The sequence below is a fragment of the Candidatus Gastranaerophilales bacterium genome (assembly GCA_028696075.1).
Classification (GTDB): Bacteria; Cyanobacteriota; Vampirovibrionia; order Gastranaerophilales; family JAILCC01; genus JAQVHS01.
Genome location: JAQVHS010000001.1, coordinates 124,927 through 150,473, shown reverse-complemented (window position 1 = coordinate 150,473; position 25,547 = coordinate 124,927). Strand labels below are relative to the sequence as shown.

29 protein-coding genes are annotated in these 25,547 nt (G+C 37.5%); 21 read left to right on the top strand and 8 right to left on the bottom strand.

All coding sequences use genetic code 11. From position 1 onward, the window contains the following. Window position 1: 1 nt before the first annotated feature. From PHX18_00785 to PHX18_00720, 14 genes are all read left to right on the top strand, one after another. Window positions 2–805 carry a flagellar hook-basal body complex protein gene (locus PHX18_00785; protein MDD3593145.1) on the top strand — a complete coding sequence of 268 codons (804 nt, stop codon included), beginning with the start codon at window positions 2–4 and terminating at the stop codon, window positions 803–805. Window positions 806–824: 19 nt separating this feature from the next. Further along, on the top strand, window positions 825–1,610 hold the full coding sequence (flgG, locus tag PHX18_00780) for a flagellar basal-body rod protein FlgG (GenBank protein ID MDD3593144.1): 786 nt from the start codon (window positions 825–827) through the stop codon (window positions 1,608–1,610). A gap of 4 nt (window positions 1,611–1,614) precedes the next feature. After that, a complete protein-coding gene (gene flgA, locus PHX18_00775) occupies window positions 1,615–2,307 on the top strand; it encodes a flagellar basal body P-ring formation chaperone FlgA (GenBank protein MDD3593143.1) in 693 nt (230 codons plus the stop codon). A 9-nt stretch (window positions 2,308–2,316) separates the two neighbouring features. Beyond that, window positions 2,317–2,949 carry a flagellar basal body L-ring protein FlgH gene (locus PHX18_00770; GenBank protein MDD3593142.1) on the top strand — a complete coding sequence of 211 codons (633 nt, stop codon included), beginning with the start codon at window positions 2,317–2,319 and terminating at the stop codon, window positions 2,947–2,949. 10 nt (window positions 2,950–2,959) lie between these two features. Further along, window positions 2,960–4,072, top strand: coding sequence for a flagellar basal body P-ring protein FlgI (locus PHX18_00765; GenBank protein ID MDD3593141.1), 1,113 nt, complete (start codon window positions 2,960–2,962; stop codon window positions 4,070–4,072). A 10-nt stretch (window positions 4,073–4,082) separates the two neighbouring features. Then, complete coding sequence (locus PHX18_00760; GenBank protein ID MDD3593140.1) at window positions 4,083–4,421, top strand: rod-binding protein; 339 nt, start codon at window positions 4,083–4,085, stop codon at window positions 4,419–4,421. A gap of 2 nt (window positions 4,422–4,423) precedes the next feature. After that, entirely contained in the window at window positions 4,424–4,717 is a 294-nt protein-coding gene (locus PHX18_00755) for a hypothetical protein (GenBank protein MDD3593139.1), read from the top strand. Between the two features lie 6 nt (window positions 4,718–4,723). After that, the gene (gene flgN, locus PHX18_00750) at window positions 4,724–5,218 is read left to right on the top strand and encodes a flagellar export chaperone FlgN (GenBank protein MDD3593138.1); all 495 of its coding nucleotides are present in this window, start codon (window positions 4,724–4,726) and stop codon (window positions 5,216–5,218) included. Between the two features lie 23 nt (window positions 5,219–5,241). Then, a complete protein-coding gene (gene flgK, locus PHX18_00745; protein ID MDD3593137.1) occupies window positions 5,242–6,798 on the top strand; it encodes a flagellar hook-associated protein FlgK in 1,557 nt (518 codons plus the stop codon). Window positions 6,799–6,810: 12 nt separating this feature from the next. Next, window positions 6,811–7,752 (top strand): flagellar hook-associated protein FlgL, encoded by a 942-nt coding sequence (gene flgL / locus PHX18_00740; GenBank protein ID MDD3593136.1) that lies wholly within the window; start codon window positions 6,811–6,813, stop codon window positions 7,750–7,752. Window positions 7,753–7,823: 71 nt separating this feature from the next. Further along, window positions 7,824–8,039: a hypothetical protein gene (locus tag PHX18_00735; protein ID MDD3593135.1), complete on the top strand. Its 216-nt coding sequence runs from the start codon at window positions 7,824–7,826 to the stop codon at window positions 8,037–8,039. A 68-nt stretch (window positions 8,040–8,107) separates the two neighbouring features. Beyond that, entirely contained in the window at window positions 8,108–9,406 is a 1,299-nt protein-coding gene (locus PHX18_00730; GenBank protein ID MDD3593134.1) for a hypothetical protein, read from the top strand. A gap of 2 nt (window positions 9,407–9,408) precedes the next feature. Continuing rightward, window positions 9,409–9,819, top strand: a complete 411-nt coding sequence (locus PHX18_00725) for a YkgJ family cysteine cluster protein (protein ID MDD3593133.1) — start codon at window positions 9,409–9,411, stop codon at window positions 9,817–9,819. A 35-nt stretch (window positions 9,820–9,854) separates the two neighbouring features. Further along, window positions 9,855–10,706, top strand: coding sequence for a hypothetical protein (locus PHX18_00720; protein ID MDD3593132.1), 852 nt, complete (start codon window positions 9,855–9,857; stop codon window positions 10,704–10,706). Between the two features lie 342 nt (window positions 10,707–11,048). Here PHX18_00720 and PHX18_00715 read toward each other — a convergent pair whose 3' ends face one another. After that, a complete protein-coding gene (locus PHX18_00715) occupies window positions 11,049–13,343 on the bottom strand; it encodes a DEAD/DEAH box helicase (GenBank protein MDD3593131.1) in 2,295 nt (764 codons plus the stop codon). 613 nt (window positions 13,344–13,956) lie between these two features. On the opposite strand from PHX18_00715, the gene dnaK reads away from it, so the two are divergent. Then, a complete protein-coding gene (gene dnaK / locus PHX18_00710; GenBank protein ID MDD3593130.1) occupies window positions 13,957–15,798 on the top strand; it encodes a molecular chaperone DnaK in 1,842 nt (613 codons plus the stop codon). A gap of 49 nt (window positions 15,799–15,847) precedes the next feature. Here dnaK and PHX18_00705 read toward each other — a convergent pair whose 3' ends face one another. Continuing rightward, a complete protein-coding gene (locus PHX18_00705) occupies window positions 15,848–16,006 on the bottom strand; it encodes a hypothetical protein (GenBank protein MDD3593129.1) in 159 nt (52 codons plus the stop codon). An 85-nt stretch (window positions 16,007–16,091) separates the two neighbouring features. On the opposite strand from PHX18_00705, the gene PHX18_00700 reads away from it, so the two are divergent. Next, a complete protein-coding gene (locus tag PHX18_00700) occupies window positions 16,092–16,304 on the top strand; it encodes a helix-turn-helix transcriptional regulator (protein MDD3593128.1) in 213 nt (70 codons plus the stop codon). A gap of 137 nt (window positions 16,305–16,441) precedes the next feature. Here PHX18_00700 and ruvC read toward each other — a convergent pair whose 3' ends face one another. The 3 genes from ruvC to glmS are packed head-to-tail and all read right to left on the bottom strand — an operon-like array spanning window position 16,442 to window position 18,919. Continuing rightward, the gene (gene ruvC / locus PHX18_00695; GenBank protein ID MDD3593127.1) at window positions 16,442–16,912 is read right to left on the bottom strand and encodes a crossover junction endodeoxyribonuclease RuvC; all 471 of its coding nucleotides are present in this window, start codon (window positions 16,910–16,912) and stop codon (window positions 16,442–16,444) included. Then, window positions 16,909–17,070, bottom strand: a complete 162-nt coding sequence (locus tag PHX18_00690) for a hypothetical protein (protein MDD3593126.1) — start codon at window positions 17,068–17,070, stop codon at window positions 16,909–16,911. The genes ruvC and PHX18_00690 overlap by 4 nt, the downstream gene beginning before the upstream one ends. 1 nt (window position 17,071) lies before the next feature. After that, window positions 17,072–18,919: a glutamine--fructose-6-phosphate transaminase (isomerizing) gene (glmS, locus tag PHX18_00685; protein MDD3593125.1), complete on the bottom strand. Its 1,848-nt coding sequence runs from the start codon at window positions 18,917–18,919 to the stop codon at window positions 17,072–17,074. Window positions 18,920–19,065: 146 nt separating this feature from the next. Here glmS and miaB point away from each other — a divergent pair, with 146 nt between their 5' ends. Beyond that, window positions 19,066–20,391 carry a tRNA (N6-isopentenyl adenosine(37)-C2)-methylthiotransferase MiaB gene (gene miaB, locus PHX18_00680; protein MDD3593124.1) on the top strand — a complete coding sequence of 442 codons (1,326 nt, stop codon included), beginning with the start codon at window positions 19,066–19,068 and terminating at the stop codon, window positions 20,389–20,391. Here the strand turns inward: miaB and PHX18_00675 are convergent, their stop codons facing one another. Beyond that, window positions 20,392–20,721 (bottom strand): hypothetical protein, encoded by a 330-nt coding sequence (locus PHX18_00675; protein MDD3593123.1) that lies wholly within the window; start codon window positions 20,719–20,721, stop codon window positions 20,392–20,394. A 26-nt stretch (window positions 20,722–20,747) separates the two neighbouring features. Next, window positions 20,748–21,005, bottom strand: coding sequence for a hypothetical protein (locus tag PHX18_00670; GenBank protein MDD3593122.1), 258 nt, complete (start codon window positions 21,003–21,005; stop codon window positions 20,748–20,750). 150 nt (window positions 21,006–21,155) lie between these two features. Here PHX18_00670 and PHX18_00665 point away from each other — a divergent pair, with 150 nt between their 5' ends. From PHX18_00665 to ribE, 3 genes are all read left to right on the top strand, one after another. Continuing rightward, the gene (locus tag PHX18_00665; protein ID MDD3593121.1) at window positions 21,156–21,929 is read left to right on the top strand and encodes a thiazole synthase; all 774 of its coding nucleotides are present in this window, start codon (window positions 21,156–21,158) and stop codon (window positions 21,927–21,929) included. Next, the gene (locus PHX18_00660) at window positions 21,929–22,855 is read left to right on the top strand and encodes a metallophosphoesterase (GenBank protein MDD3593120.1); all 927 of its coding nucleotides are present in this window, start codon (window positions 21,929–21,931) and stop codon (window positions 22,853–22,855) included. Before PHX18_00665 ends, PHX18_00660 begins: the two co-directional genes overlap by 1 nt. Before the next feature lie 91 nt (window positions 22,856–22,946). After that, window positions 22,947–23,411: a 6,7-dimethyl-8-ribityllumazine synthase gene (gene ribE, locus PHX18_00655; protein ID MDD3593119.1), complete on the top strand. Its 465-nt coding sequence runs from the start codon at window positions 22,947–22,949 to the stop codon at window positions 23,409–23,411. Between the two features lie 98 nt (window positions 23,412–23,509). Here ribE and PHX18_00650 read toward each other — a convergent pair whose 3' ends face one another. After that, entirely contained in the window at window positions 23,510–24,634 is a 1,125-nt protein-coding gene (locus tag PHX18_00650) for a glycosyltransferase (protein ID MDD3593118.1), read from the bottom strand. Between the two features lie 193 nt (window positions 24,635–24,827). Here PHX18_00650 and PHX18_00645 point away from each other — a divergent pair, with 193 nt between their 5' ends. Then, the gene (locus tag PHX18_00645; GenBank protein ID MDD3593117.1) at window positions 24,828–25,148 is read left to right on the top strand and encodes a helix-turn-helix transcriptional regulator; all 321 of its coding nucleotides are present in this window, start codon (window positions 24,828–24,830) and stop codon (window positions 25,146–25,148) included. Window positions 25,149–25,547: the final 399 nt, after the last annotated feature.

The window sequence follows — 25,547 nt, the reverse complement described above, 5'->3', positions numbered from 1 at the left end:
GATGTTAAGAGGAATTGAAACAACTAAAAACGGTATGATGAGTATCCTTGAGTACAATGATAACATTGCTCACAGCCTTGCGAACTCTAATACTACGGCTTTTAAACAAACCAAGCTTGCTTTTAAAAACATTCATGACAATCTTATTAATCATATTGAAAAAGACGGCAGTATCGAAAAACAATCGGGAACAATGGGAACTTTGAGCGTTGGTTCTGTTATTGATTCTTATACTATAGATTTTTCACAAGGACCTATTAAAGAGACGGGCAACACTTTTGACCTGGCTATTAACGGTGAAGGCTTCTTTAAAATTCAGGATAAAGACAATCAGCCTTCTTATACAAGAAACGGCACATTAATTATGCAAACTGACGGCACAATGACAGATATGAACAATCGTCCGATTTTGAGTCGTAGCGGCGTTGTTAAAATTCCGCTGCAGGATAGTAACGGCAAGAGCATTGATACATCTAAGATTGTTATTCAGGCTGACGGTAGTATTTTTTATGACAAAGTGAATTACGGCAAAATTGATATTTACGATTTTGACGATAAATCTAAATTGGTTGATATCGGAAACGGTAGTTTTCGCTTAACGAATAATGCCGATAATGATGAAAAAATTATTACTAATACTCGTATAGAACAGGGCAGTCTTGAGTTGTCAAATGCAAATCCCATTTTGAGTTTGATTAATTCTATTAATGCCCAAAGGTCTTATGAAACTATGAATAATATAATGCAAAGTACATCTAAATCATTGGAGAACGCAATAAATAAGGTTGGAAAATCAGTAGGTTAAAACTTTCGGGAGGAAATATATGCTAAGATCATTATCTACAGCAGCAACGGGTATGATAGCCCAGCAAATGAATATCGACGTAATTGCAAACAACGTTGCGAACGTCAATACAAGCGGGTTTAAAAAAGTGCGTGCGGAATTTCAGGAATTATTAAGCCAACAATTGAAATCTCCCGGAGCTTTTACCGACCAGGGTACTACACAGCCTGTAGGTATCGCTATCGGACTTGGTACAAAAACTTCCGCGACAACAAGGAATTTTACACCCGGAACTATGCAGGCAACAGGCGGTAAATTTGACATTGCTATTGAGGGGGACGGATTTTTCCAAATTCAGCTTTCAGACGGGTCTTTAGCTTATACTCGCGATGGCAACTTTAAAGTAGATGCTAACGGACAGTTAACTACAACCGATGGTTCTTTGCTTCAACCTGCTATTTCTATTCCTCAGGATGCTGTTGAAGTTACTATTACACCGGACGGCAGAGTTTCTGTTAAAACGGGGACCGATATTAACCTGACAGAAACAGGACAAATTCAGCCCGTAAGATTTTTGAACCCCGCAGGGTTAACTTCTATCGGCAGAAATTTATTTAAAGAAACAAACGCTTCAGGCACTCCTTTTGAAGGTATCGCCGGACAAGACGGTTTCGGTACTATTCAACAAGGGTTTGTAGAAGGCTCTAACGTGCAAATCGTTGAAGAAATGATTAATCTTATTCAGGCAGAACGTGCTTTTGAAAGTAATTCCAAGGTCGTAAGTTCATCTAACGAAATTCTCAGACAAACAAATCAGTTGAGGTAATAAAATGAAATTCTTTGTTAAAACATTAGCATTAATAGTGATAGCGGGTTTGAGTATAAGCCCTGCTTTTAGCGCTGTTTTGACTAAAGAATATATTCAAAATACGGTTTTGGAGCAGCTAAGCCGTCAATATGAAGGTGAAATTGTTATCAAATCAATGCCTCTGGTTTCTGTTACAGTGCCTGATGAGAGAGTGATTATTGAAACAACCTGCAATTTTAATTCGCCTTCTGCCAATAAAGTTGCTAAAGTTCAAATTATTTCTAACGGCATTACAATGAGAGTGTTTTTTGTGCCTATAGAGGTTAAAAATTATAAAAATGTGCTTGTTGCCGTTAAAAATATCGCCAAAGACGAGCCGTTGACAACTTTTAATACGGCAATAGAAAGACGTTCAATAACCGGCAGTGCTGCAAGCTTTATTACAGACGAAGCGGAAGCCGTAAATTTAATAGCACAAACACCTATAAAAGCAGGGCAGCCCGTTGAAAAAAGATATTTGACTAAAAAAACCGAGGTTTTTAAAGATTCAATCGTACTTGCTACATTCCAATCGGGCGGTATCAATTTAACCATTGAAACTCAGGCCATGGAAAACGGCGGTATAGGTGACTATATTAAGGTTAGAAGCAAAGAATACAATAAAATTTATCAGGGAAAAATACTGGAACATAACAGAGTACTAATTCAAATATAAGGATATATTATGAACGCTTGGGGAAAGAAAATAATAATAATAGCAATGCTAACGGTAATGAGTATGCCGGCTGTCGCCGAGTCTTTGTTCTCAACGGGAGTTTCGCAAAATCACTATCCTGTTCAGCCCCGCTCTTTGTATAATAGCGGAAGAGCCAGAACTATCGGTGATATTGTTACGGTTCTCCTTGAAGAAACTATTGTGGCTAACGATTCTTTAAAATTTAAAATCACAAGAAGTTCAAATATAGATGATAATTTTACTCCGCTGATTAACAGGGCATTACCTGAAAAATGGAGATTACCCACCAGTGATATTAACGGTTTCGGCGGCGGTCAGGATATTCAAAATACAATTTCAAATGACAGAACAGTAACTTATAAAGACAAAATCACAGCGCAGGTTACGCAGATTCTTCCTAACGGAAATCTTCTTGTTCAGGGTAAAAAAGCTACTGTTAATAACGGTGAGAAAGTTGACCTTGTTTTAAGCGGTGTGGTTGACCCTCGTTTTATAACAAGGGACGGCACTATTGATTCAGCTCAGGTTGCTAATTTGCAGCTGGCATTCCAGGGACAGGGAACTGTTTCACGTTCAAGCAACGAGGGATTGATTAACAAGTTTGTAAGGTTTTTATTTTAACGGGGGGTATATGTTAAAGAAGTTAATTACATCGATTTTAATATTAATGCTCTTATCGCCGGGTCTTTTATTGACGGCTGATGCCAGTACCGTCAGGGTTAAAGACATAGCCCATGTAAGCGGTATAAGAGATAATCAGGTAGTCGGATACGGGCTTGTTACCGGATTGGCAAGCACGGGAGATAACAGCCGTTCGACACAAATTACAAACCAAAACCTTTTAAATAACTTAGGAACTACGATTTCCAACTTTAACGATATTAAAAAAGGTAATTCCGCTGCTGTTATAGTTACGGCAACTATTCCTCCGTTTGCAAAAAACGGGGACAGGATTGATGTAATAGTTTCTTCCATGGCTGATGCGAAAAGCCTTGAAGGCGGCGTTCTTATTCAAACCCAGCTTTTAGCGCCTAACGGTGAAATTGTGGCGGTAGCGCAAGGACCTATCAGTGTTGGAGGTACCGACCAATCAGCAGGCGGCTCCAGGGTAAGAACTTCTATTACCACATCAGGCAGAATACCGGGCGGAGCTATTATTGAGAGAGATATTCATACTATAATCGGGGATGAAACCGGGATTAAACTTGTTTTAAATAAACCTGATTATACTATGGTTACACGGGTAACTCAGGCTATTAACTCCAATGTAGCTAACGCAAGAGCGCTTGACGGTAATACTGTACAAATCGAAGTTCCCGTTAATTTTCAAAATAACAGGGTAGGGTTTTTGTCTATGATTGAGAATCTTGTTGTAACAATGAATGATAACCCTGCAAAAATTATTGTAAATGAAAGAACAGGTACGGTAGTTATTGGCAACGAGGTCAAACTGCTGCCTGCTGCTATTGCTCATGGCAATTTAACCGTAAATATCAGAACAGACTATCAAATTTCACAGCCTCTGCCGTTTGCCCCTCAGGGTGCGCAAACCACCGTAGTAGGTACAAGTGAAATCGAAGTTACAAAAGAGTCCGGCAAAATTATAGAATTGCCGTCAAACTCTAATTTAAATGAGCTGGTGAGAGCTTTAAACGCTATCGGGGTTACTCCGATAGATTTAATTTCAATCTTGCAGGCGCTAAAAGCAGCAGGCTCGCTGCAGGCTACTATAGAAATAATCTAGTGAGGAGAAAATGATTAATCCGATTCAAAACACTAATATTCAGGATTCAAATGTTCAAAACAATTTGAATGAATTAAGACGTTTGAATTGCAAAGAACAATCCTCTGATGATAAACTTTGGGAAGCGGCTAAAGGCTTTGAGGCGATTTTTGTAACAAGACTGCTTGAGCAAATGAATGATTCTGAAATGGGAAAAGGAGGTTTTTTAGGACGCAGTAACGGTGAGAAAATGTACAAGAGTATGTTTTTTCAGGAGATAGGGAAAGAAATCGTAAAAAATCCGACGGCTTCTTTCGGGATGGCAAATGCGGTTTATAATCGGTTGAAAAACACAGGACAACAGGGGTAGAGATGGTAGAGCAAATAGGATCAGCTTCAATAAGTTCAATTCAGTGGTTAAGGGCGCAAAATGCATTTAATGCGGCTAAAAAACCTTTTGTGGAAAATACGGAAATTGAAAATATCAATCAGGAAAGAAGCCTTCTTTCCGATATTAAAACAGAACAGCGTTTATCGGAACTTGATACAAAAACTATAGAAGATATTAAAACTTCAGGCGCAAAAGTTAATGAAAATTTGAGTGATGAAGATATTAAATACGGATTTATGTTCGGACAGAGTGTACTTGTGGATTATACGGCTTAGGTGGTTATGAAAAAAGTTATTGAATTAAATCAAATAATAGATAACGAAATTCAAATTTGTAAAGAGTTTGATGAAATTTTGGAAGCAAAAAAAGAAGCTATAATGAAATCCAAAGTTACCGAACTTGCGCAATTTGACGCTAAAATTGTTGAATACCACAAAAAACTGAAAGAAATTTCTGTAACAAGAAAATTGGTAAATAAAAAATTCGGGAATGAAAATCTTTATTTAAGCCAAATAATTAGTTTAATAGAAGATAAATCCGAAGCAACTAAAATTAAGGAAAAAAGAAATGTAATACGAAATATTACACAAAAAATCGAACTAAATAATAAGATTATAAATTCATTAATTGACCATTCGCTAAAAATAATAGACGGAAGCATTTTAGCGATAGCAATGGCGTTAAGCAACGGAGATTTGCAGTCAAAAGTTTACGGGCAAAAAGGGGAGAAAATACAAAATAATGATATAAAAAGCTCAATAGTTGAAGAGGCTTAAAGACAAACACAGGGGAGAATTAGATGGTTTACGGATTATACTTGGCACAAAATTCGCTGGTACTCAATCAGTCAGCATTAAATGTAGTCAGTAATAATATAAGCAATATGAATACTCAAGGTTATAGCAAACAGAGGGTTAACCTTGCTTCTATGACCAGTAATTATGCTGCCTCAAGCCTTCAACAAAGAGCAAATCAGGGCATGGGAGCTTATATCCAGAACATTTCAAGAAATCGCGACAGCTTTTTAGACACTTATTATAGGACTGAAACTTCCAAACTTAACTATTATTCCGAAATGTACCAGACCGGTTCCATCATCGAGAATATGGCAAATGAACTTAACGATACCGGGCTTAATAAGGTTTTGCAGGATTTTTATTCCGCTACGCAAAATTTGAGCTTATATCCAAATAATCTGACTACAAAAACGGATTTTATACAAAAGGCTACAAGCGTTGCGACGACTTTTAACAGTGTATCAAACCAGCTTAAACAGACAAGAAAAGAGCTGGTAGGGGAAATAGGCGAACCTTCAAGTTTAACAACTTCAAAAGCAAAAGCTTACACTGATGAAGTAAATGATCTTTTGAAACAGCTGGCTGACCTTAATAAGAATATTATTTATCAGACTACCAATGCTTCGGGTTCGCCTAACGGCTTGCTTGACCAGCGTGATAAATTATTAGACCAGTTATCCGAATATCTGCCTATTACTGTTTCTGAAACATCAAACAGCGGTATATCCGTATCGGTCGGAAATGTCACCCTTGTAAAAAGCGGAGAACTCACAGGCGTACTTAAAATCGCTCAGGGTACACAAGACAATCCCGCTATAGTCAGTGTGGAAAGTCCGGATGGCTCAAAAATTTTGACGGACGATATTTTAAAACAAGCTTCTTCAGGTTCGCTGGCTGCGGTATTGGTTATGGGCGGGAATTCCACAAGCGAATTGTCTATTCAAAGTTCTTTGGATATGCTGGATAAATTTGCCGCCGCTTTTGCTCAGGAAATAAATGATATCCAACTTAAGACAGAAGCAGGTCCGCCGCCTATGACAAGCGCCTGGATTGATACTTCTACCAGTCCCTCTACCCTGAAAGCAGCAACCGAACCTATTTTTGTGAATACATCAGGTACATTTAGCGCTTCTGATATAAAAATAAATTCTGCTATTAAAGATGACCCAAAACAAGTTTCAACAGCCTACGTTGAAGCAGTCGACGATGTTACCTGGGATATTCTTGAACCGGATGAAATAGGTAATAATGAGAGCGCCAAAGCTTTTGCTTCTTTGAGAAACAAAAATATACCGGGTTTGGATAATCTTACTACAGAAGGTTATATTGCTTTTATGACCAGTAATTTGGGCAGCAAGGTCGGTTCTGTAGCAGATAATCTGGAAGTCCAGACTATTGTACAATCAGAAGCTTACACGCAACGCGAATCAACTATAGGTGTAAACGTTGATGAAGAATTGGTTGATTTAATAAGATTTCAACGTGCATATGAAGCATCTGCAAGAATATTTAATGTAGCAAGTGAAATCATGCAGACTATGGTTAATTTGGGAAGATAAAGGAGAAGTGATATGAGAGTAACAAATAATATGATGAACCAAAGTACTTTGAGTTCAATACAATATAATCAATCTTCTTTATTAAATATGCAAACCCAGATGGCATCACAAAAAAAGGTTAATGTTCCTTCTGATGCGCCAAGCGCTATAGCCAGTATCCTGAATGCAAACGGCGCCCTAAATAAAATTGATATTTACGGAAATAACATTACTTATTTAAACGGAGAAGTGGAAGTTGCCGAAGGTTCATTAAGTCAGGTTTCAGAGTTATTACAAAGGCTCAAAACTTTAACTCTTAATGCTGCTAACGGCACAAACAGTGAAGATCAGCTAAAGTCAATTAACGATGAAGTAAAACAAATTAAAGAACAGGTTGTTGCTCTTGCTAATACAAACTATCAGGACCAATATATTTTTTCCGGGAATAAAATAGGCACCCCTGCTTATGAAATAAATGATGACGGAGAAATTATTTATAACGGTACTTCTCAAACGGGTAATTACAAAAGAGAATATGAAATATCAGATAATGTTTTTGTTTCCGTGAATGAGGCAGGGGATAGGATTTTTGGCTATTCGGAATTACAGAACCCCGGTCCTCCACTTGTTTATACAGGAGAAGGCTTGATGAATACCCTTAATCAATTAACTACGGCGTTAGATGCTTCGCCTGCTGATTTTGACGTTATAAGATCTCAAATTGACGGACTGGATAGTGCTTTAAGTACGGTTTTAGCTGTCAGAACCGAGCTTGGCGGCGTTCAAACAAGACTTACTATGACCAATGAACTTCATGAAAATAATAAAATCAACTATAGTACAATTCAATCAAATTTGCAGGATGTTGATATGATTCAGCTTATATCGGATATTACAAAGCAGCAAACTTCACTTCAGGCTTCTTTATCCGTTGGTTCTCAAATAATGTCCTTATCTTTGCTGGATTTTATGTAATTTACCATCTCACTATCTACGAGGGGATTTCCCTCGTTTTTGTTAATTTTAACCGAAAGGATTGATATATTATGCAAACACTATGTCCGTTTAATTCATCTGATAAATCTTGTAATTCTTCCTGCGCGCTGTACATTGCACCCGAAGAATTGAACGAGCTTGTTTTAAATAAGCTTGCGAGTCTCGGGTTAATGAAAAGAGATGAGGGTATTTGCTCTTATAAACACATGGCATTGTGTATGGGGCGTAATATTTTCGAATCTAATCATGCAAAATACGGAAGATAAAGAGTAATTTGATTTTTTAATAATGTGTTAAAATTTGCCTAACAGCTATAAAAAATAGTAAAATGTAAATGAAGAATAAGCTGTGGAAGTTTATGGATAACAAACAAACAGAAAAAACACCTGCCGAGGCAGCTGACATTACAGAAGAAGTGAATAATTTTCCCGCAACGGAAGATTATCATACGCTGTTCTCTCAAGGGGTTACTTTTTATGAAGAAAGAAATTATGCCAATTGTGCAGCAATTTTTAAAAAAATTATGGAGCTTTATCCTGAGCGCGCAGAGGCTTTGATTAATTATGCGGATGCAAACTATCATTTGGGAAATGTTAATGAAGCGCTTAAATATTGGAATTTAGCAAAAGAACGGGACAAATATTTAATTAACGCCTATATTAATATGGGTAATTATTATATGTCTAAAAATGACACTAAGAAGGCGATAAGTCAATTTGAACAGGCATTTTGTATCAATCCTTATAACGAAGTTAATCTGTTAAATTTAGGTATAGCTTATGAAAAAGAGGATAATCGAAAACAAGCATTTATGATTTATGAATTTTATGCTGCTCATTCTACCAATGTTTCATCAGTAGAGTATAAGAACGTACACAAAAAAGTTTCCATGCATAAATTAAATGCTATTTCTCATATTAAGCTCGGTATGTTTTTTGAAAAAAAACAGTACTATAGAAAGGCTTTGCAATCTTATTATGAATCAATCAGGGTTTTCCCTAATTTTACAAAAACTTATTCTAATATCGGCAATATTTTATATAAGTTGGAAAAATATGAAAATGCGGTTGACTTTTGGATAGAGTCATATAAAATCGATTCACATCAGGTTAATTTGTGTTTAAATCTTGGCTTAGCCTACGAAAAGCTCGAAAAACCGCTTGAAGCTTTTTGTTTTTTAACGCATTTTATTCAACAATCGAGAAGAGTCAACAACGATGTAATTTTAACCAGAAAAAAAATTGCCGAATTGCAGCAGGTTTTGACCGAAAACCCACAACTGCTTGAAGACTATAAATTTGAAACCACAAAATTAATAGAAGAAAATAAATTTAAAGATGCCGTCTTTAGGCTTTCTAACATATTCTTAATTACAAAAGATATTGAGGTGCAAAAACAAATTCAAAAGCTGAAACCCAAGGCTGAAATTATTTACCGTGCAGCGGAAACTGCCTATGAAATAGGTAAAGTACTTAAAGCTCAAGGCAATCCTGATGTTGCTATTGATAAGTTTAAACTTTCTTCCGTGCTTTGGGAAGGCAGTCCTTTTAAAGAAGATATCGATGCACAAATAGCTGATTGCAGGGCTATTTTGGGTGATTCTATTTCTGCTATGATAAAAACAAAACATTAATTATGAAAAATCTGCTTTTAAAATTTAAAAAATTCTTCCATTATTATATTTTGAGGAGAAAATATTTCAGAGAAGGGGCTTGTAAAGCTTGCGGCAGGTGCTGCCGTGAAATTTATGTAAGGCATTCTAGAGATGTTATTAAAACAGAAGAAGAATTTAATTCCCTCAAAAACAGGCATTATTTTTACGGATATTTGAAAATCATAGGGCAAAATGAAACAGGACTTGTGTTTGCGTGTACAAAACTTGATAAGGAAACAGGCAAATGCACGGCATATAATACCAGACCTCTTTTATGCAGACAATATCCCGTGGAAGAAATCTTTATGATGGGCGGCAGTATCAGCGATGATTGCGGCTATAAGTTCGTACCGATAAAAACTTTTGAAGAAATTTTAAGGAAATTGAAGTAATTTCTTTTTTTGGATTTTTAATTTATAATAAAGCAATGAAAAATGTTTTAAGATTATTTATTTTTATACTTTGTTCAGCTTGCCTGATGTCACATGCACATGCTTCTATGGGCGTTCTTTCTAATAATACAAATGAGTCGGTGAAGCTTTTGAAATTACAGGTAGAGCAGGCACAGGAGCAAAGAACTTCGGAAGAAAAAGAGCCTGAAGCGGATGTTACACAAGATGTTGTACAGGTTGATAAACTGAGAGAAGCCCACTATAAAGAACTTAATGAGGCAGTTAAGAAAGCGTCCGTTCAAAAAACAAGCGCTTCTGCCGGCGTGACTTTTTGGCAATTCATCAAAGGTGTTCCTATGGATGACGGTATAATTATAGGTATGTGGAGTTACCACACAGAGCCCGGGGGACATGATAAATACACCGAAACTAATAATCTCATAGGGCTGCAGGTTAAAGGTGTTTTTGCCACTACTTTTGTTAATAGCTGGGGCGACAGATCTTATTTCTTTGGAGTTTCAAGAAAGTTTTGGGAAAAACAATATAAGTATGGTTTTAAACTAAACGGGCAGTATAAAGCGGGTTTGATGTACGGTTATTATGACAGATATCCGAATATTGCTAATTTTTCGCCTTTTATTTTTCCTGTATTGGGGGTTAATTATAAAAATATTGCCGTTGACTTGTCTATGATTCCGTCGAATTATCCGATTTTTGTTGCTATGTGCAGAATTGATGCTCCGAAGTTTAAAAAGAATACTAAAAAAGCTCCTGCAGAATTGAATAATGTAAATAATATTAATACACCTCAAAATACTGACGGAGTTGATGTAGACATAAAAAAATCCCCCGATAACAAGACAGGGGAAGAAGTGAGTAGCAACTAGATTAGAAGTGTTGAGGATTCTAATTCTATGATAGCTTGCCGCCATACCTTTTAAATCAGGAGAAAGTCTTGTTTGCAATTCTACTTTGTGGCTAGTTTTGCGCTAATGCTTTTAGGTTAGCCAAAAATTTGTCAACAACTTAACCCGTATCAGCAAACCGGACAGCTATTTGAGAAAGTAATTCTATTATCGGGCAACAATCTGACCTGCGTCAGCAAGCCTCGTAGCTGTTTGAGAAAGTAATTCTATTATCGGGCAACAGTCTGACCTGCGTCAGCAAGCCCCGCAGCTGTTTGAAAAAGTAATTCTATTATCGGGCAACAATCTGACCTGCATCAGCAGCTAGTCTTCTTTTATCGGATCACGGTTAATTAAATCTATCGCAAGTCGTGCCGTATTTGCAAGCTCTTGGGGAATATTTGCAACCGTACATAGTTGTCTTAGTACATCAATAGTGCGTTTGAAGGCTCTTACCACATCACCTTCCGAAAATTCACCGTCTATGAATAATTCCTCCCATTCACATCCGTTAATCCAGTGTTCTATAAATGCACTGAATTTAGGGTTGAGATTCATCATATTTTCTATGCCTTTTTCTTTTTGGGAGCGTTCAATTTTTCGCATTATATCTCTTGCCCTGTAGATAGAGTTTTTGACATTTGAGCTGTATCTTAGGCGGCTTCGCATTGCCATTCTGTCGTCTTCCGTAGAAATAGCGCATACAATTCCCGCAAGTTCGCTGTGGTTTAAATTATTAAATATTCCTTTAAAGATAAGTTCGGCAAGGTAAAGTTCGTTTTCCGTGCGCAGGCATGATGTTGTAAAACCGCATTCTGTGGGAAAATCGCTTTCTACATACTGATATTCGCCAAGAATTTCTTTCAGCTTTACAAACCTGTTCCAGTAGATGTCCTTTTGGGTTTCAATAACGGCTTTTATTTTTTCCCGTTTTTTTTCGAAACGCTCCTGCAAATCCGCTTCCCTAATATGTTTTTTGTACATTTTGCAGTAGTTGCATTTAATTTGTTCCATTTTGTGATATAAATCTTTGGTCTTTTGGGAATATTCAACTACTTCCGGCGCATTTTTGCCGCCGCTGTGCCGTGCCTGCTTAAGCAGAGTGTTGGTTATTTTTTTGTACTGAACAAAGGTATTTTTTAATTTGTTATAATTCAACAAATCCGAGGTTTTGAGCTTATAAGGACAGTTGAAGTTTTCTATTGCATCAAGTCGTTCTTCAACATAATTAAGTTCGTCATAAAAGGGCTTCAGCCTGTTTGTTGATGAAAAATACCCGAAGCTCTTTAAAATCAATTCTCTTGATTGTTCCATGTCGAACTTTTGCAAAAGGTTTAAAACCATTGAATAGCTTGGCGTAAATCGACTTTCTAAAGGCTCTGCTTTTGATGAAACAAGCTCATGCACATCTACGGGATCGTCAAACGGGTTGCCTACAACTACTACGTGTCCGACTTCGTCCATTCCACGTCTGCCGGCACGACCTGACATTTGTAAAAATTCGCTGGCTGTGAGTTTTCGGTGTCCGCTGTCTGTGCGTTTGCTTATTGAGCTTATAACGGTTGTTCTTGCCGGCATGTTTATCCCTGCAGCCAAGGTTTCGGTCGCGAAGACTACTTTTATAAGACCTTTTTGAAATAATTTTTCTACAAGTACTTTTAAAGACGGCAAAAGTCCGGCATGGTGGCTGGCGACCCCTGCATATAACGCTTTTAAGTGTCTATGGTTTTCTAAGTAAGGATTTTCATAGACGTATTCTTTGATGGTACATCTTAACTCTTCTTCTTCTTCAGGCGTCAAAAGCCTCAAATCAGCACATTCAAACATATATGCATCACATTTTTTGCGGCTGAATGTAAAATGAATGGCAGGCAGCATATCTTTACGATGAAGAATTTCAACCAGCGTTGCAGGTGAGGTCTTTCTTTTTGCCTTGGAAAATTTGTTTTTAACAGGCAAAGCTTTAATTTTGCTGTTAAGCGCTCCGCCCGGGGCAAATAACGGGACAATATCATTCAAATTCGGTTCGCCGAGGTAATAATGTCTTAACGGCACTGGGCGAAAGTCCGTATTTACAAGGTGTGTTTTGCTGTGAACACTGTTAATCCAGTCCGTCAGTTCTTTTGCGTTAGCAACCGTTGCACTTAAAGCAATGAGTTTGATGTTGTTCGGACAGTAAATAATGCTTTCTTCCCAAACCGTTCCCCGCTGCTCATCGTTCATATAGTGAACTTCATCTAAAACAACGTATTCTACGTTTTGAAGATTTTCTTCTACTTTGCCAAGGTTTGTGCCATAGAGCATATTTCTGAAAACTTCTGTTGTCATAACAACAATTTGTGCGCCACGGTTAATGGAGATATCACCCGTTAGAAGTCCTACTTTGTCTTCTCCGTATTTGTGTGTAAAATCCCTGTATTTTTGATTGCTTAAGGCTTTAAGAGGGGTTGTGTAAAAAAGCCTTTTATTTATTTCTAATGCCCTGTGTACGGCTATTTCCGCTATCGCTGTTTTTCCTGCCCCTGTCGGTGCGCATACCACCACGCTTTCGCCTCTGTTTATATGTTCTTGAGCTTCTTTTTGAAAATCGTCCAGCTCAAAATTAAATGTTAATTCCAAATCATCGTCCTTAAAAAATCTATACTAATATTTTAGTTTATTTTAGTAAATATTGCATACATTTAAGAAATAATAAGTTATGTAACAAAAAACATTAAATTTAATTTAGGCGTACGGCAATTGTTTTTATTAAAGTATAAAGAATTTGAAAAACCAACAAACAAACATATACTACCTACCTTACCTTACCCTTACTTTGAGAGAATAGAACTCAAAGATTCCCCTTCCCCTAAAGGAAGGGCTTTTTTTGCAGTGCTGATGCACCAGATTGTTGGACGATGTTTATAGCTTATTATTTGATGGGAAACTTATATTAGGGCGACGGCATGCGTAAGCAGAGTGTGAAGCCTGAAAAGGCTTGCCGAAGGGCAAGGTTTTGTAAGGCGAAACCGTTCTATGGCGACGTAGGATAATCGAGCTTGCGCCCGCGGGAGGGAAGCAAGTGCGAGATACCCACAGGAGCAAATGCGTAAGCAGAGTGTGGAGCCTGAAAAGGCTTTTTACATTGAGAATTTTCTAAATATTAATTTTTTGTTGAGATTTTTAATCTTTTGCAAAAAATCTGTTTAAATTGTTATAGGTGGAAAACTATTCAAATGGGAGAAAATAAATTATGGCAAAAACAATAGGTATTGACTTAGGTACTACAAACTCTGTAGTTGCCGTTATGGAAGGCGGTAAGCCAACCGTTATAGCTAACGCTGAGGGCAGCAGAACAACTCCTTCTATCGTCGGATTTTCTAAATCGGGCGAAAGACTGGTGGGACAGCTTGCAAAAAGGCAAGCAATCCTTAACCCTGACAGAACTGTCTTGAGTATAAAAAGACATATGGGTACGGATTACAAAGTAAAAATTGACGGAACTGACTATACTCCTCAAGAAATTGCAGCTATGATTTTGAGAAAACTTGCTGATGATGCTTCCAAGTATTTGGGAGAAAAAGTTGTTTCTGCAGTTATTACTGTTCCTGCTTACTTCAATGACAGCCAAAGACAAGCTACAAAAGATGCGGGTAAAATCGCGGGCTTGGACGTTTTGAGAATTGTAAATGAACCGACAGCCGCTGCATTGGCTTACGGTTTAGAAAAAGAAAAGACCGAAAAAGTATTGGTATTTGACCTTGGCGGCGGTACTTTTGACGTTAGTATACTTGAAATCGGCGACGGCGTTCACGAGGTTTTGTCTACAAGCGGTGATACGCTTTTAGGCGGGGATGACTTTGACGAAAAAGTTATGAACTGGCTTTGCGATGAATTCAAAAAAGTTGAAGGTATAGACTTGAGAAATGACAAACAAGCTATGCAAAGACTTAAAGAAGCTGCTGAAAAAGCTAAATGTGAACTTTCAAGCGTGATTGAAACTACCATCAATTTACCGTTCATCACAGCCGATGCTAACGGTCCTAAGCACTTGGATTTAACTTTAACAAGAGCTAAATTTGATGATTTAACAAGAGAGTTGATTGACAGGTGTAAACAGCCTGTAGCAGATGCAATCAAGGAAGCAGGCGTGTCCAAAGGTGAAATCGACGAAGTTGTGCTTGTCGGCGGCTCGACCCGTATTCCTGCAGTGCAGGCGTTAGTTAAAGAGTATACAGGTAAAGAACCTAACCAGTCTGTTAACCCCGACGAAGTTGTTGCAGTAGGTGCAGCTGTTCAGGCAGGGGTATTAGCCGGAGAAGTTAAAGATATCGTTCTTTTAGACGTTACGCCTCTTACATTGGGTATTGAGACTTTAGGCGGTGTAATGACTGCATTGGTTCCGAGAAATACCACTATACCTGTCAGCAAGTCGCAAGTCTTCTCTACTGCCGATGATCATCAAACCGCAGTTGATATCCATGTACTTCAAGGTGAAAGACCTATGGCAAAAGATAACAAATCTTTGGGTATGTTTCGTTTAGACGGTATTCCCGCTGCTGCAAGAGGTATTCCTCAGGTTGAAGTTACATTTGATATTGACGCTAACGGTATTGTTAATGTCAGCGCTAAAGACAAGGCTACTAATAAAGAACAAAAAATTACCATCACAAATACTTCTAACTTATCTGAATCTGACATTGACAAAATGGTGAAGGATGCAGAAATGCATAGTGAAGATGATAAAAAACGCAAAGAAGAAGTTGAAACAAAAAACAATGCTACAAGCATGGTGAATGCTGCCGAAAGGTTGGTTAAAGACCTCGAAGGCAAGATGAGCGAAGATGATAAGTCTAAACTTACGAGCGAAAAAGATGAATTGAAAAAGGCAATCGATGAAAATGCTGCTATTGAACAGGTTAAAACCTTGGCAGACAAGCTTCAGGAAACTATGTATGCTATTTCATCCAAAGCTTATCAACAATCTCAGGGTTCTGCTTCAGCTGAGGGTGAGCAAGGCGCTTCTTCCGAGCAAACATCTCAAGATAACGGCGGAGATGATGATGTTATCGATGCTGAATATACTAAACAATAACAATGGTTCAACAACCACAACTAAAGCCGAGCATTTATGTTCGGCTTTTTTATGTTAAATCATGTTCAATTTCTGTGGACAGCTTATTCATTTCGGACAGAAAATAATGTATGTTCTTTTTGGTAGTTGTTTTGTCCGATTTAACAGCATTTAAGATAAAATCAAACATGTTATTTAATGTTTTTGCTTTCTTTAATATTTCTTTCATTATTAATCCTTTCAACATATTAAATTATGTTATTAACATTATATCATTAGTAAAAAATAAAATACAAGTGATTTAAAATAATTTAATGGAAAAAGATAAACTAAAAAAACAAATAGCGGAAAATTTAAGGGTATTAAGAGCTAAAAACAGAATATCCCAGGAAGTTTTGGCTGAAGCCAGCGGTACTACACAACAATATATTAATCAAATAGAAAATGAAAAAGTAAATGTAAGTGTTTTTGTATTGGTTAAAATAGCAGATGCACTGAAGGTTAGTGCAAATGATTTAATTTACTAAATTAAAATAATACATTTTTTTAGAATTTTTAATTTCAGATGGAGTTTTTTCGTCCATTATGTAACCGGATTGCTTTACTTCGTTTGCAATGACGGGCATGCATAGTGTGTTTCTTGCACTATGCACCACTCCAACTATTAAACTCTACAGCACCTTGTATGGCAAAGGGCTATGGCAACCGCATCAACCGCGTCATCAAGGTTTGGCAGCGCATTGCACAGTGCAATCTCGGTCATTTTTTTCACTTCTTCCTTGCAGGCTCTGCCGTAACCCGTGATTGTCTGCTTTACTTCAAGCGGTGTGTATTCAAAGATTTCTACACCATATTTTTCCAATATCATAATTATCACGCCTCTTGCTTCTGATACAGGCATAATGGTCTTTAGGTTTTTAAAGTAAAAAAGCTTTTCAACACTTGCACAATCAGGGTTATACTTTTCTATAATTGTCGATAAATCCTGCGCAAGCTCAAGCAGCCTTGCCCCGTTGCTTGATTTAGAAGGGGTTTGGATTGACCCGCTGTTTACTACGGCGAGGTTATCCGCTTCGCAATCAAGGATTGCATATCCTGTTATGGCAAGACCGGGGTCTATTCCGAGTATTCTCATTCGTCTTCCTTTAAAATTGCGCAATCGATTGTATAATGTTCGTTGGAAACTTCTACAATTGCCCATCTTAGGGGTTTTCCGTAATACGAAATTTCACGTTCGATGTAATCTGCATCGTTTTTCTTTTTAATTTTAAGCTGTAAATTTATTGCTTTCATGTTACTCAACGGTTACGGATTTTGCTAAATTTCTGGGCTGGTCTACGTCTTTGCCTAAAAATTCCGCAATGTAATATGCCAAGAGCTGCAGCGGTACCGTTGTTATAATCGGTGATAAGATATCCGATACTTCCGGGATTTTGATAATGTATTCAAATATAGAGTTCAAATGCTCATCATCAGCGCTGGTTAAAGCAATAAGTCTTGCGTTTCTTGCTTTTGACTCTTCCGAGTTTGATAGAACTTTGTCGTATACAATACCGGGTATTAAAATAGCCAGAACAGGCATACTTTCGTCAAGCATTGCAATAGGGCCGTGTTTTAGTTCTCCCGCGCTGTAACCCGTTGCGTTTATGTAGCTGATTTCTTTCAGCTTCAGCGCACCTTCAAGCGCTACAGGGAAGTTTATGCCCCTTGCTATGAAGATAAAGTCTTTTGTAGAAGCAAAAATCTTCGCACATTTTGCAATTCGGTCCGAATGTGAAAGGAGTTCTTCAATCTTTTGCGGCAGCTGAATAAGTTCTTCTTTTATTGATTTTGATACTTCAGGGTCGATGGAATTTTTAACCTCCGCAAGGTATAACATCAACAAGTAGAAGGACATAAGCTGTGCCGTGTATGATTTTGTAGCGGCTACACTTACTTCTATACCCGCATCAACACATATTAAGCTGTCGGCATCTCTTGCCATTGTGGAATCAACACGGTTTGTGATGATTAAGATATGAGAACCTTTTGCTTTGGCTTGTCTGATAGCGGTTATGGTATCTGCTGTTTCACCTGATTGGGAAACCCCTATTACCAGAGTGTTTTTATTAGTGATAGTATTTCTGTAAATATATTCGCTTGATGCTTCAACATCTACGGGAAGTCCCGTAAATTCTTCTATAATGTATTTGCCTACCATAGCGGCATGCAAGGAGGTTCCGCAAGCTATAATTTGTATGCGGTTTAGGTTTTTTAAATCTTCTTTTGTAAGTTTTACTTCCTTTAAATCGATAGGTTCATCAGGCGCGCTCAATCTGCCGAAGAGGTTTTTGCGGACTACGGCAGGCTGCTCGTTGATTTCCTTTAGCATAAAGTGCTTGTAGCCCATTTTGCTTAAAGCTACAGGTTCAAACGGTAAAATTTCAATTTTCTTTTCGATTTTTTCGCCTGTAATTGCATTATAAATTTTTAAGTCATCCTTGGATACTTCTGCAATTTCATCATCGTCAAGGTAAATTGCTTTTTTGGTATGTTCAATAATTGCGGGAATATCGCTTGCGACAAAGTTTTCGCCTTCGCCTACACCTATAAGTAACGGTGCGTTTTTTCTTGCTACGACAATTTTGTCAGGTTCATCAAGAGAAATAACACACAGTGCATAAGCGCCTTTTACCTTAGATAAAGTTGCTTTTAGGGCATCTTTCAGGCAGCATGCCGTCTTCAGCTCATTTGCCACCATATGTACGATAGTTTCTGTATCTGTTTGCGAGTGGAATTTGTAGCCTGCTGCTTCAAGGTCTTTTCTTAACTCTTTGTAGTTTTCTATAATTCCGTTGTGTACAACCGCTATACGTTCGCAGTTGCTTACATGCGGGTGGGCATTGATTTCATTGGGTATGCCATGCGTTGCCCATCTGATATGACCTATGCCTACTATATCAGCTTCTTGGGCTGTTTTGTTCTTATTTATCAAGTTATCGAGGTTTTCGAGCTTGCCCTGGGCTTTTAAAACCTCGATTTTATTATTGTAAATCAGCGCCATTCCTGAGCTGTCATAACCCCTGTATTCAAGATTTCTTAAGCCTTCTACCACTATGGGGGCTACTTTTTTATTTCCGATATATCCTACTATTCCACACACAGTTAAATTCTCTCCATAAATATTTTGTTAATAAAATTATAATTGAGTGGTAATTGCAAGTCAAAGAAGTTTTATGCGAATGTTTTGCTTGATTATTCATTTTTTGTTTGTTGTAATAGACATGAGAGTTTTAACGGGAATTAAAGATGGATGCTGCTGTTTACATAGAAACACTCGGCTGCCAGATGAACAAGTCTGATTCTGAGCGGATTTACGGAATGCTTGAAAATTTAGGCTACAAAAAAGCACAATCCGATGAAGAGGCTTCTTTGCTTATTGTTAATACTTGCAATATCAGACAGCTTTCGGCTGATAAAGCCTATAGTTTGCTTGGAAGATGGATTAAATTGCGTGAGCAAAATCCCGAGATAAAAATTGCTATGTGCGGCTGTGTTGCGCAGCAGGATAAGGAAGAAGTAAGAAGGAGATTGCCGGGGGTTGATTTGGTTTTTGGCACTCTTAATATTCCCCAGCTTCCTGATTTGATTAAAAAAATTGAAGGCGGCGAAAAGGTTGTTTGCATTTCTAAAGACCCTGTTTCGAGAGATAAAGAAAGCAAAAATATTGTAAGAACGGAGGGATTTAATGCCTGGGTGCCTATTATTGACGGCTGCGATTACTTTTGCACATATTGCGTTGTACCTTATGTAAGGGGAAGGCAGCGCAGCAGAAATATGCAGGCTATTATTGAAGAGGTTCAAAATGTTGCCAAACAAGGGTTTAAAGAGGTTACTTTGCTGGGGCAGACGGTCGATTCTTACGGGCGTGATTTGGAGGATAAAAATGTTACGCTTGCAAATTTGCTGCGGGAGCTTGTCAAGATTGAGGATATTTTGCGTATAAGGTTTGTTACGTCTTACCCTACCGATATTTCTGATGAATTAATTGAGGTTGTAAGAGAATATCCCAAAATTTGCGAATACTTCCATATTCCTATGCAATCAGGTTCAAATGAAGTTTTAAAAAACATGCGCCGCAAATATACCAGAGAACAGTATATTGAGATTGTGAAAAAAATTCGCTCAAAGGTTGAAAATGTTACGGTTACAAGTGATTTTATAGTTGGTTTTCCGGGGGAAACCCGACAGCAGTTTGAGGAAACTGTGAGCATTATAGAAGAATTGGAGCTTGATTATTCCAATACGGCTGCATATTCTCCGAGGAAACAAACTCCTGCCGCTACCTGGCGCGACAAGTTTATTGATAAAGCCGTCAAAAAAGAACGCTTAGCTGTATTAAACAAAAAAGTTCAGGAATATTCATATCTTTCTAATCAAAAGTATGTCGGTAAAACGCTTGAAGTTTTGGTGGAAGAATTTAATCCCAAAAATGCACAAAATATTTTAACAGGCAGAACCAGAAATAACAAAGTTGTTCACTTTGAGGGAACACCCGATTTGATAGGTACATTAACAGACGTAACTATAGATGAAGCACTGCTTTGGTGCTTAAAAGGCTGTATCAAAAACTGATTAGTGTCTGCCGCCGTAGGATTTTTCAATAGCTCTGTTTACAGTTTCCTTTGATTGATTTCTCAATGATTCGACTGCTTTTAGTCGGTTTTGGTATTGAGCTATTTCCATATCCATTTTTTTCTCAAGCAGCGCAAGCTTTTGGCGGCGTGCTTCGATAACACGGCTTTCAGGTGAATCAGGATCTAAATTTGTGCCAACATTTAAAAGATCGTTCATGTTGTTGGACAAATTCATTTTGATTGAATTTAAACGAGTTAATATATTGTTCAAGTCGTGTTCTTGAGCGATATACATCTGTTCTCTAATTTGTGATGATGCTAATGCCATCTTTGTTACCTACCCTGTTTGTGTTATTACCTTAGTTGATCTAAATTTTTTCCTTTTGCTACGTTATAAGGATTTCCGTTTTCTATGATTTGTTCCATTTGGTACAATCTGTATTGCAAATGGTTTACACGGTATCGTGCGATTTTTTTCTTTTTGCTCATTGTGCATAAATCTCTTATGCCTTCAATGATTGTATTGACAAACAATTGAACAGGATTATTTCTGACTAAATAACCTTGTGAGAACCTGCAAAATTGAACTAATTTATTAACTGTAGCCTGCATGCCAATACCTTGATTTACCTATCTTATATATATAAAATAATAATTCGGCAAGGCATTGCCATAACTGAAGGTTTATTTTACAAAACGTTACAATTATTTACAAATTTTAGCGGTAACCTATACTTATAAAATAATAAATTAGGAGATATTATGACAGTTACTATAGCAGACAAGACTTTTTCATCAAGATTGATGGTTGGAACAGGAAAATTCAATGATTTTAAAGTAATGCAGGAAGCTCATGCGGCAAGCGGGGCTGAAATTGTTACCGTTGCTATAAGAAGAGTTGAAACTAACGCTCAAGGGCATGCAGGTTTGATGGATTATATTGATACTGATAAATACTGGATTTTGCCTAATACCGCCGGCTGCGCTACAGCCGAAGAGGCGATAAGGGTGGCAAGGCTCGCCCGTGCTATGGGGATTAATAACTGGATAAAATTAGAAGTCATTCCCGACCCTAAATACCTTTTACCTGACCCTATAGCTACGTTTGAAGCAGCTAAAATCCTTGTAGATGAAGGCTTCGTAGTTCTTCCTTATGTAAATGCCGATCCTGTTTTGTGTAAAAGGTTGGAAGAAGCAGGCTGCGCTACTGTTATGCCGTTGGCTTCTCCTATAGGAACCGGGCAGGGTATCAAAACTCTTGAAAATATTAAAATTATTATTGAACAGGCTAATGTTCCTGTTATTGTTGATGCAGGGATAGGCGTACCGTCAGATGCCGCTAATGTTATGGAATTTGGAGCTGATTGCTGTTTGATTAATACTGCTATAGCTTTGGCAAGCAATCCTGTTCAAATGGCGGAAGCCTTTAAACTCGGAGTTCAGGCGGGAAGATTAGCTTATGAATCGGGCAGAATCCCTATGAAAGAATATGCTTCCGCTTCTTCGCCTTTGGCAGGAATTGTAGGTAAAAATTAATGAGGAAAATTCTATTCTCGATATTTGTTGTTTTTACCTTTTGTATTGCGGTTTGGGCTGCTAACCCTTCACAGATTACGATTGTACATATTACGGATACACAAGTGGATAGCTTTAGCCCTGATGTAAAAGGGCGTATGCTTTCCAGGTCTTTTGATTTATATCAACATGCCATTACCGATATAAATGCCGTTAATCCTGATATTGTTGTTTTTTCCGGCGATATGATTAATCTGCCGGTTAAAAGTGAATTTAAAAAATTTCTGGCTTTGTCTGATAAAATCAAGGCCCCATGGTATGCGGCTTTGGGAAATCATGATGTAGGGGTCTTGGGCGGGCTTAGTAAAAAGGAAATTATTACTCTTTTAAACGCAAATAATCCCGCGCTTAAACTGCAAAAACCTTATTACTGTATTGTGAAAGGTGATTTTGTGTTTATTTTTATGGACGGGACTTCTGATATTAAAATTACCGCACAAGGCTATTTTCCGCCTGAACAGCTTGAGTTCTTGGACAAAACATTGACCAGATACAGCGGTAAAAATGCTGTTATTGTGCAGCATTTTCCTCTTATGCCGCCGTTTAAAAGTAATACGCACTATGTTAAAAATAAAGATGAATATCTTAAAATCCTTGATAAACATAAGAATGTTATTATGCTTCTGGCAGGACATTATCATGCTTCAAGTACGGTTGAGCGAAACGGGGTTTTGCATATCACGACCAGCGCTATGCTTGAATATCCCCATGTTTTTCGGGTTTTAACGGTTAAAAATAATCCTCAAAATGTTGTTATAACAAGTAAAATCGTCCAAACAAGGCTTAGCGATTTATTAGCTAAATCAAAATCAATTTCCACTGCACCTGAACTTAAGGAAGGGGAAAAAACGGATAATTTTTTTACAATTACTCTGGAGAAAAAATAGCTTGAGTGTTCATGCATAAAGAAATTTTTTCTGTTTTGTGCAATGCTCTTTTTGTAGTAATATTAGACTAATAATTAGTCAGGAGTGAAACATGGTTAATATTATAGAAGGAAAATTGGTTGCCGACAGTGAAAAAGTCGCTGTTGTTGCAGGAAGATTTAACGAATTTATAAGTTCAAAACTGCTTTCGGGATGTGTTGATACACTGAAAAGGCATGGCATCAAAGATGAAAATATTGATGTTATATGGACTCCCGGCGCTTTTGAAATTCCGCTTGCCGCTCAAAAATTGGCTTCTAACCCTAAATATGACGGTGTAATTGCGTTAGGCGCCGTGATTAAAGGTTCTACTCCTCATTTTGACTTCGTTGCAGCTGAAGTTTCAAAAGGTATTGCACAAGTAGGTTTAACAAGTGAAAAACCTGTTATATTCGGGGTTTTAACCACGGACAGTATTGAGCAGGCGATTGAGCGTGCAGGTACCAAATCAGGCAACAAAGGCTCTGATGCCGCGCTTGCTTTGATTGAAATGATGAATTTGATGAAACAGCTTTAAAATATATTTTTGATATTTATTAGGTAGACTTTTGGCAAACGAATTATTGTCATTGCTAAGGGCTTTGGCAACGTGGCAATCCATAATAAAATATCCGATTACAGCGAGTATTCTTTTTTGCCTTTACGGTTTTTCCTGCACAAAACTAAATACAATAACTGTCTGCCAAGAAGCGAAACCAACTGCCTTATACCCATATGCTTAGGGTTGGGGAACGGCAGCTCAAAGATTTTTGATACAGAATAAATCCTGCGAAGTTCACCTATGTCAAAATCAAACCGGGCTTCTATTTTGCTCCTCATATTATCATCTGATAACATGTTGTATAGCTCCACAAACCCAAAAATCTGATATGGTCTGCTTGGCGACAAAAGGCAGTTATAGGCTACTATAAACGGGATATATTCCGTATCTTTTTCTTTGAGGTTTTTGAGTAAATAATTATCAGGGAAAATGCTCCTTACCGTTTTCACATCCGTGATGGTTTGAAACATTTTGCAGTAGGGGATTAATTCAAAAAAAGACCTGATGATAGCTGTGCCTTTGTTTGCTATACCCGATACCTGATTATTACTTATTCGGTATTTGCATACGATTTGCGGCAAAAAGCCTATCTTTTTGCCTTTTATTAACAACTTTATCCACAATGACATATCAAACAGCATGATAAAAACCTTATCGATATCAATCCCGGCAAATGCCTCTCTTTTGATAATAGAAGCAGGATACGGCAAATGGCTGCACCCCTCCGCCAAAAGCTTAAGCGTGTCCAGCTCGTCATTGTCTAAATCGAACCCTCGTCTGCTCCCGAACCATGTCTGCTTGAGGCTCTTGCCTCTTGAGTTGACGTACAACATATCGCCGAAGGCGAAGTCTTTGTCAGGGTTGCTTTCCATATAATCGACAAGCTTTTCCAGTGCGTCAGGTAATAATAAATCATCGGCGCAAAAAAGCTTCAAATACTTGCCCTTTGCTGTTTGCAAAAGCTGTTCAAATAATATTCCTCCGCCTGCACCATAATTCTTTTTCATATCGATATGTACAATTCTCTCATCGTCAAAAGACCGTGCAATTGTCTTGGAATCGTCGGTTGAGGCATGATTTAGCAATATCAGCTCGAAGTTCTTATAAGTTTGCCCAAGCACAGACTCAATTGCCTCTATCAAAAATTCTCTGTCGTTATAATACGGTATAAATACCGATACCAAAGGTTGGTTATGCATTAGTGAACTTCAGGCTCCTCTAAAAATTTAACTCCAAAGCGTATAAATATTAATGTAATAGATTATATTTTACCCAATAATATAATGCAAAAGATTAATAGTCAACAATATAATTAATGTACAACATTATTAAAATAAGTGTTTTTTAATTTAATAATTTAATAAGAACAATGAATAAAAAAGGTATGAGATTTTGGACATTAAAAAAGCCTTAGGTAAAAAAATTCAGGCTATAAGGAAACAAAAAAAACTTACGCAAGAAAAACTAGCGGAACTTATAGACATAGAAATTCCAAGTTTAAGTAATATTGAGCGTGGTAAGTTTTCACCGGCAGTCGATACTTTGCAAAAAATAGCAAAAGCATTAGACGTTGAAATAAGTGATTTATATAAATTTTCAAAAGTAAACCATGAAGATATGGTAAATGAAATATGTTCTAAATTGCCACAAAATAAAAAGCTTACAGAATTGACTTATAAATTCTTCAAAACTATAGAATATGATATTTTATAATTTAAAAAAGGGCTAGGAATTAAAATTATTGAAAAAATAGGTCATTGCGAAAATGCGTAAGCATTTGAAGTAATCCAGTACTTTATGGATTGCTTCGCTACGCTCGCAAAGACAACTTGATGTCATTGCGAAAAAATACAAAGTATTTTTGTGGCAATCTGCAAATATATACCGGATTGCTTCACTGCGTTCGCAATGACGGTGGATGGCGTAAGACAATTCTAAGTCGTTGCTAGGAGCTTCAGCGACGTGGCAATCTACAAATATATACCGGATTGCTTCGCTACGCTCGCAAAGACAACTTGATGTCATTGCGAAAAAATACAAAGTATTTTTGTGGCAATCTGCAAATATATACCGGATTGCTTCACTGCGTTCGCAATGACGGTGGATGGCGTA

Coding starts and splice junctions, on each gene's coding strand:
- ruvC (MDD3593127.1), bottom strand. CDS start 16,912: ATGAGAATACTCGGAATAGACCCCGGTCTTGCCATAACAGGATATGCA.
- PHX18_00785 (MDD3593145.1), top strand. CDS start 2: ATGTTAAGAGGAATTGAAACAACTAAAAACGGTATGATGAGTATCCTT.
- flgK (MDD3593137.1), top strand. CDS start 5,242: ATGGTTTACGGATTATACTTGGCACAAAATTCGCTGGTACTCAATCAG.
- flgG (MDD3593144.1), top strand. CDS start 825: ATGCTAAGATCATTATCTACAGCAGCAACGGGTATGATAGCCCAGCAA.
- flgL (MDD3593136.1), top strand. CDS start 6,811: ATGAGAGTAACAAATAATATGATGAACCAAAGTACTTTGAGTTCAATA.
- ribE (MDD3593119.1), top strand. CDS start 22,947: ATGGTTAATATTATAGAAGGAAAATTGGTTGCCGACAGTGAAAAAGTC.
- dnaK (MDD3593130.1), top strand. CDS start 13,957: ATGGCAAAAACAATAGGTATTGACTTAGGTACTACAAACTCTGTAGTT.
- flgN (MDD3593138.1), top strand. CDS start 4,724: ATGAAAAAAGTTATTGAATTAAATCAAATAATAGATAACGAAATTCAA.
- PHX18_00665 (MDD3593121.1), top strand. CDS start 21,156: ATGACAGTTACTATAGCAGACAAGACTTTTTCATCAAGATTGATGGTT.
- PHX18_00730 (MDD3593134.1), top strand. CDS start 8,108: ATGAAGAATAAGCTGTGGAAGTTTATGGATAACAAACAAACAGAAAAA.
- PHX18_00770 (MDD3593142.1), top strand. CDS start 2,317: ATGAACGCTTGGGGAAAGAAAATAATAATAATAGCAATGCTAACGGTA.
- flgA (MDD3593143.1), top strand. CDS start 1,615: ATGAAATTCTTTGTTAAAACATTAGCATTAATAGTGATAGCGGGTTTG.
- PHX18_00725 (MDD3593133.1), top strand. CDS start 9,409: ATGAAAAATCTGCTTTTAAAATTTAAAAAATTCTTCCATTATTATATT.
- PHX18_00700 (MDD3593128.1), top strand. CDS start 16,092: ATGGAAAAAGATAAACTAAAAAAACAAATAGCGGAAAATTTAAGGGTA.
- PHX18_00705 (MDD3593129.1), bottom strand. CDS start 16,006: ATGAAAGAAATATTAAAGAAAGCAAAAACATTAAATAACATGTTTGAT.
- PHX18_00720 (MDD3593132.1), top strand. CDS start 9,855: ATGAAAAATGTTTTAAGATTATTTATTTTTATACTTTGTTCAGCTTGC.
- PHX18_00765 (MDD3593141.1), top strand. CDS start 2,960: ATGTTAAAGAAGTTAATTACATCGATTTTAATATTAATGCTCTTATCG.
- PHX18_00660 (MDD3593120.1), top strand. CDS start 21,929: ATGAGGAAAATTCTATTCTCGATATTTGTTGTTTTTACCTTTTGTATT.
- PHX18_00675 (MDD3593123.1), bottom strand. CDS start 20,721: ATGGCATTAGCATCATCACAAATTAGAGAACAGATGTATATCGCTCAA.
- PHX18_00690 (MDD3593126.1), bottom strand. CDS start 17,070: ATGAAAGCAATAAATTTACAGCTTAAAATTAAAAAGAAAAACGATGCA.
- PHX18_00735 (MDD3593135.1), top strand. CDS start 7,824: ATGCAAACACTATGTCCGTTTAATTCATCTGATAAATCTTGTAATTCT.
- PHX18_00755 (MDD3593139.1), top strand. CDS start 4,424: ATGGTAGAGCAAATAGGATCAGCTTCAATAAGTTCAATTCAGTGGTTA.
- PHX18_00650 (MDD3593118.1), bottom strand. CDS start 24,634: ATGCATAACCAACCTTTGGTATCGGTATTTATACCGTATTATAACGAC.
- miaB (MDD3593124.1), top strand. CDS start 19,066: ATGGATGCTGCTGTTTACATAGAAACACTCGGCTGCCAGATGAACAAG.
- PHX18_00670 (MDD3593122.1), bottom strand. CDS start 21,005: ATGCAGGCTACAGTTAATAAATTAGTTCAATTTTGCAGGTTCTCACAA.
- PHX18_00760 (MDD3593140.1), top strand. CDS start 4,083: ATGATTAATCCGATTCAAAACACTAATATTCAGGATTCAAATGTTCAA.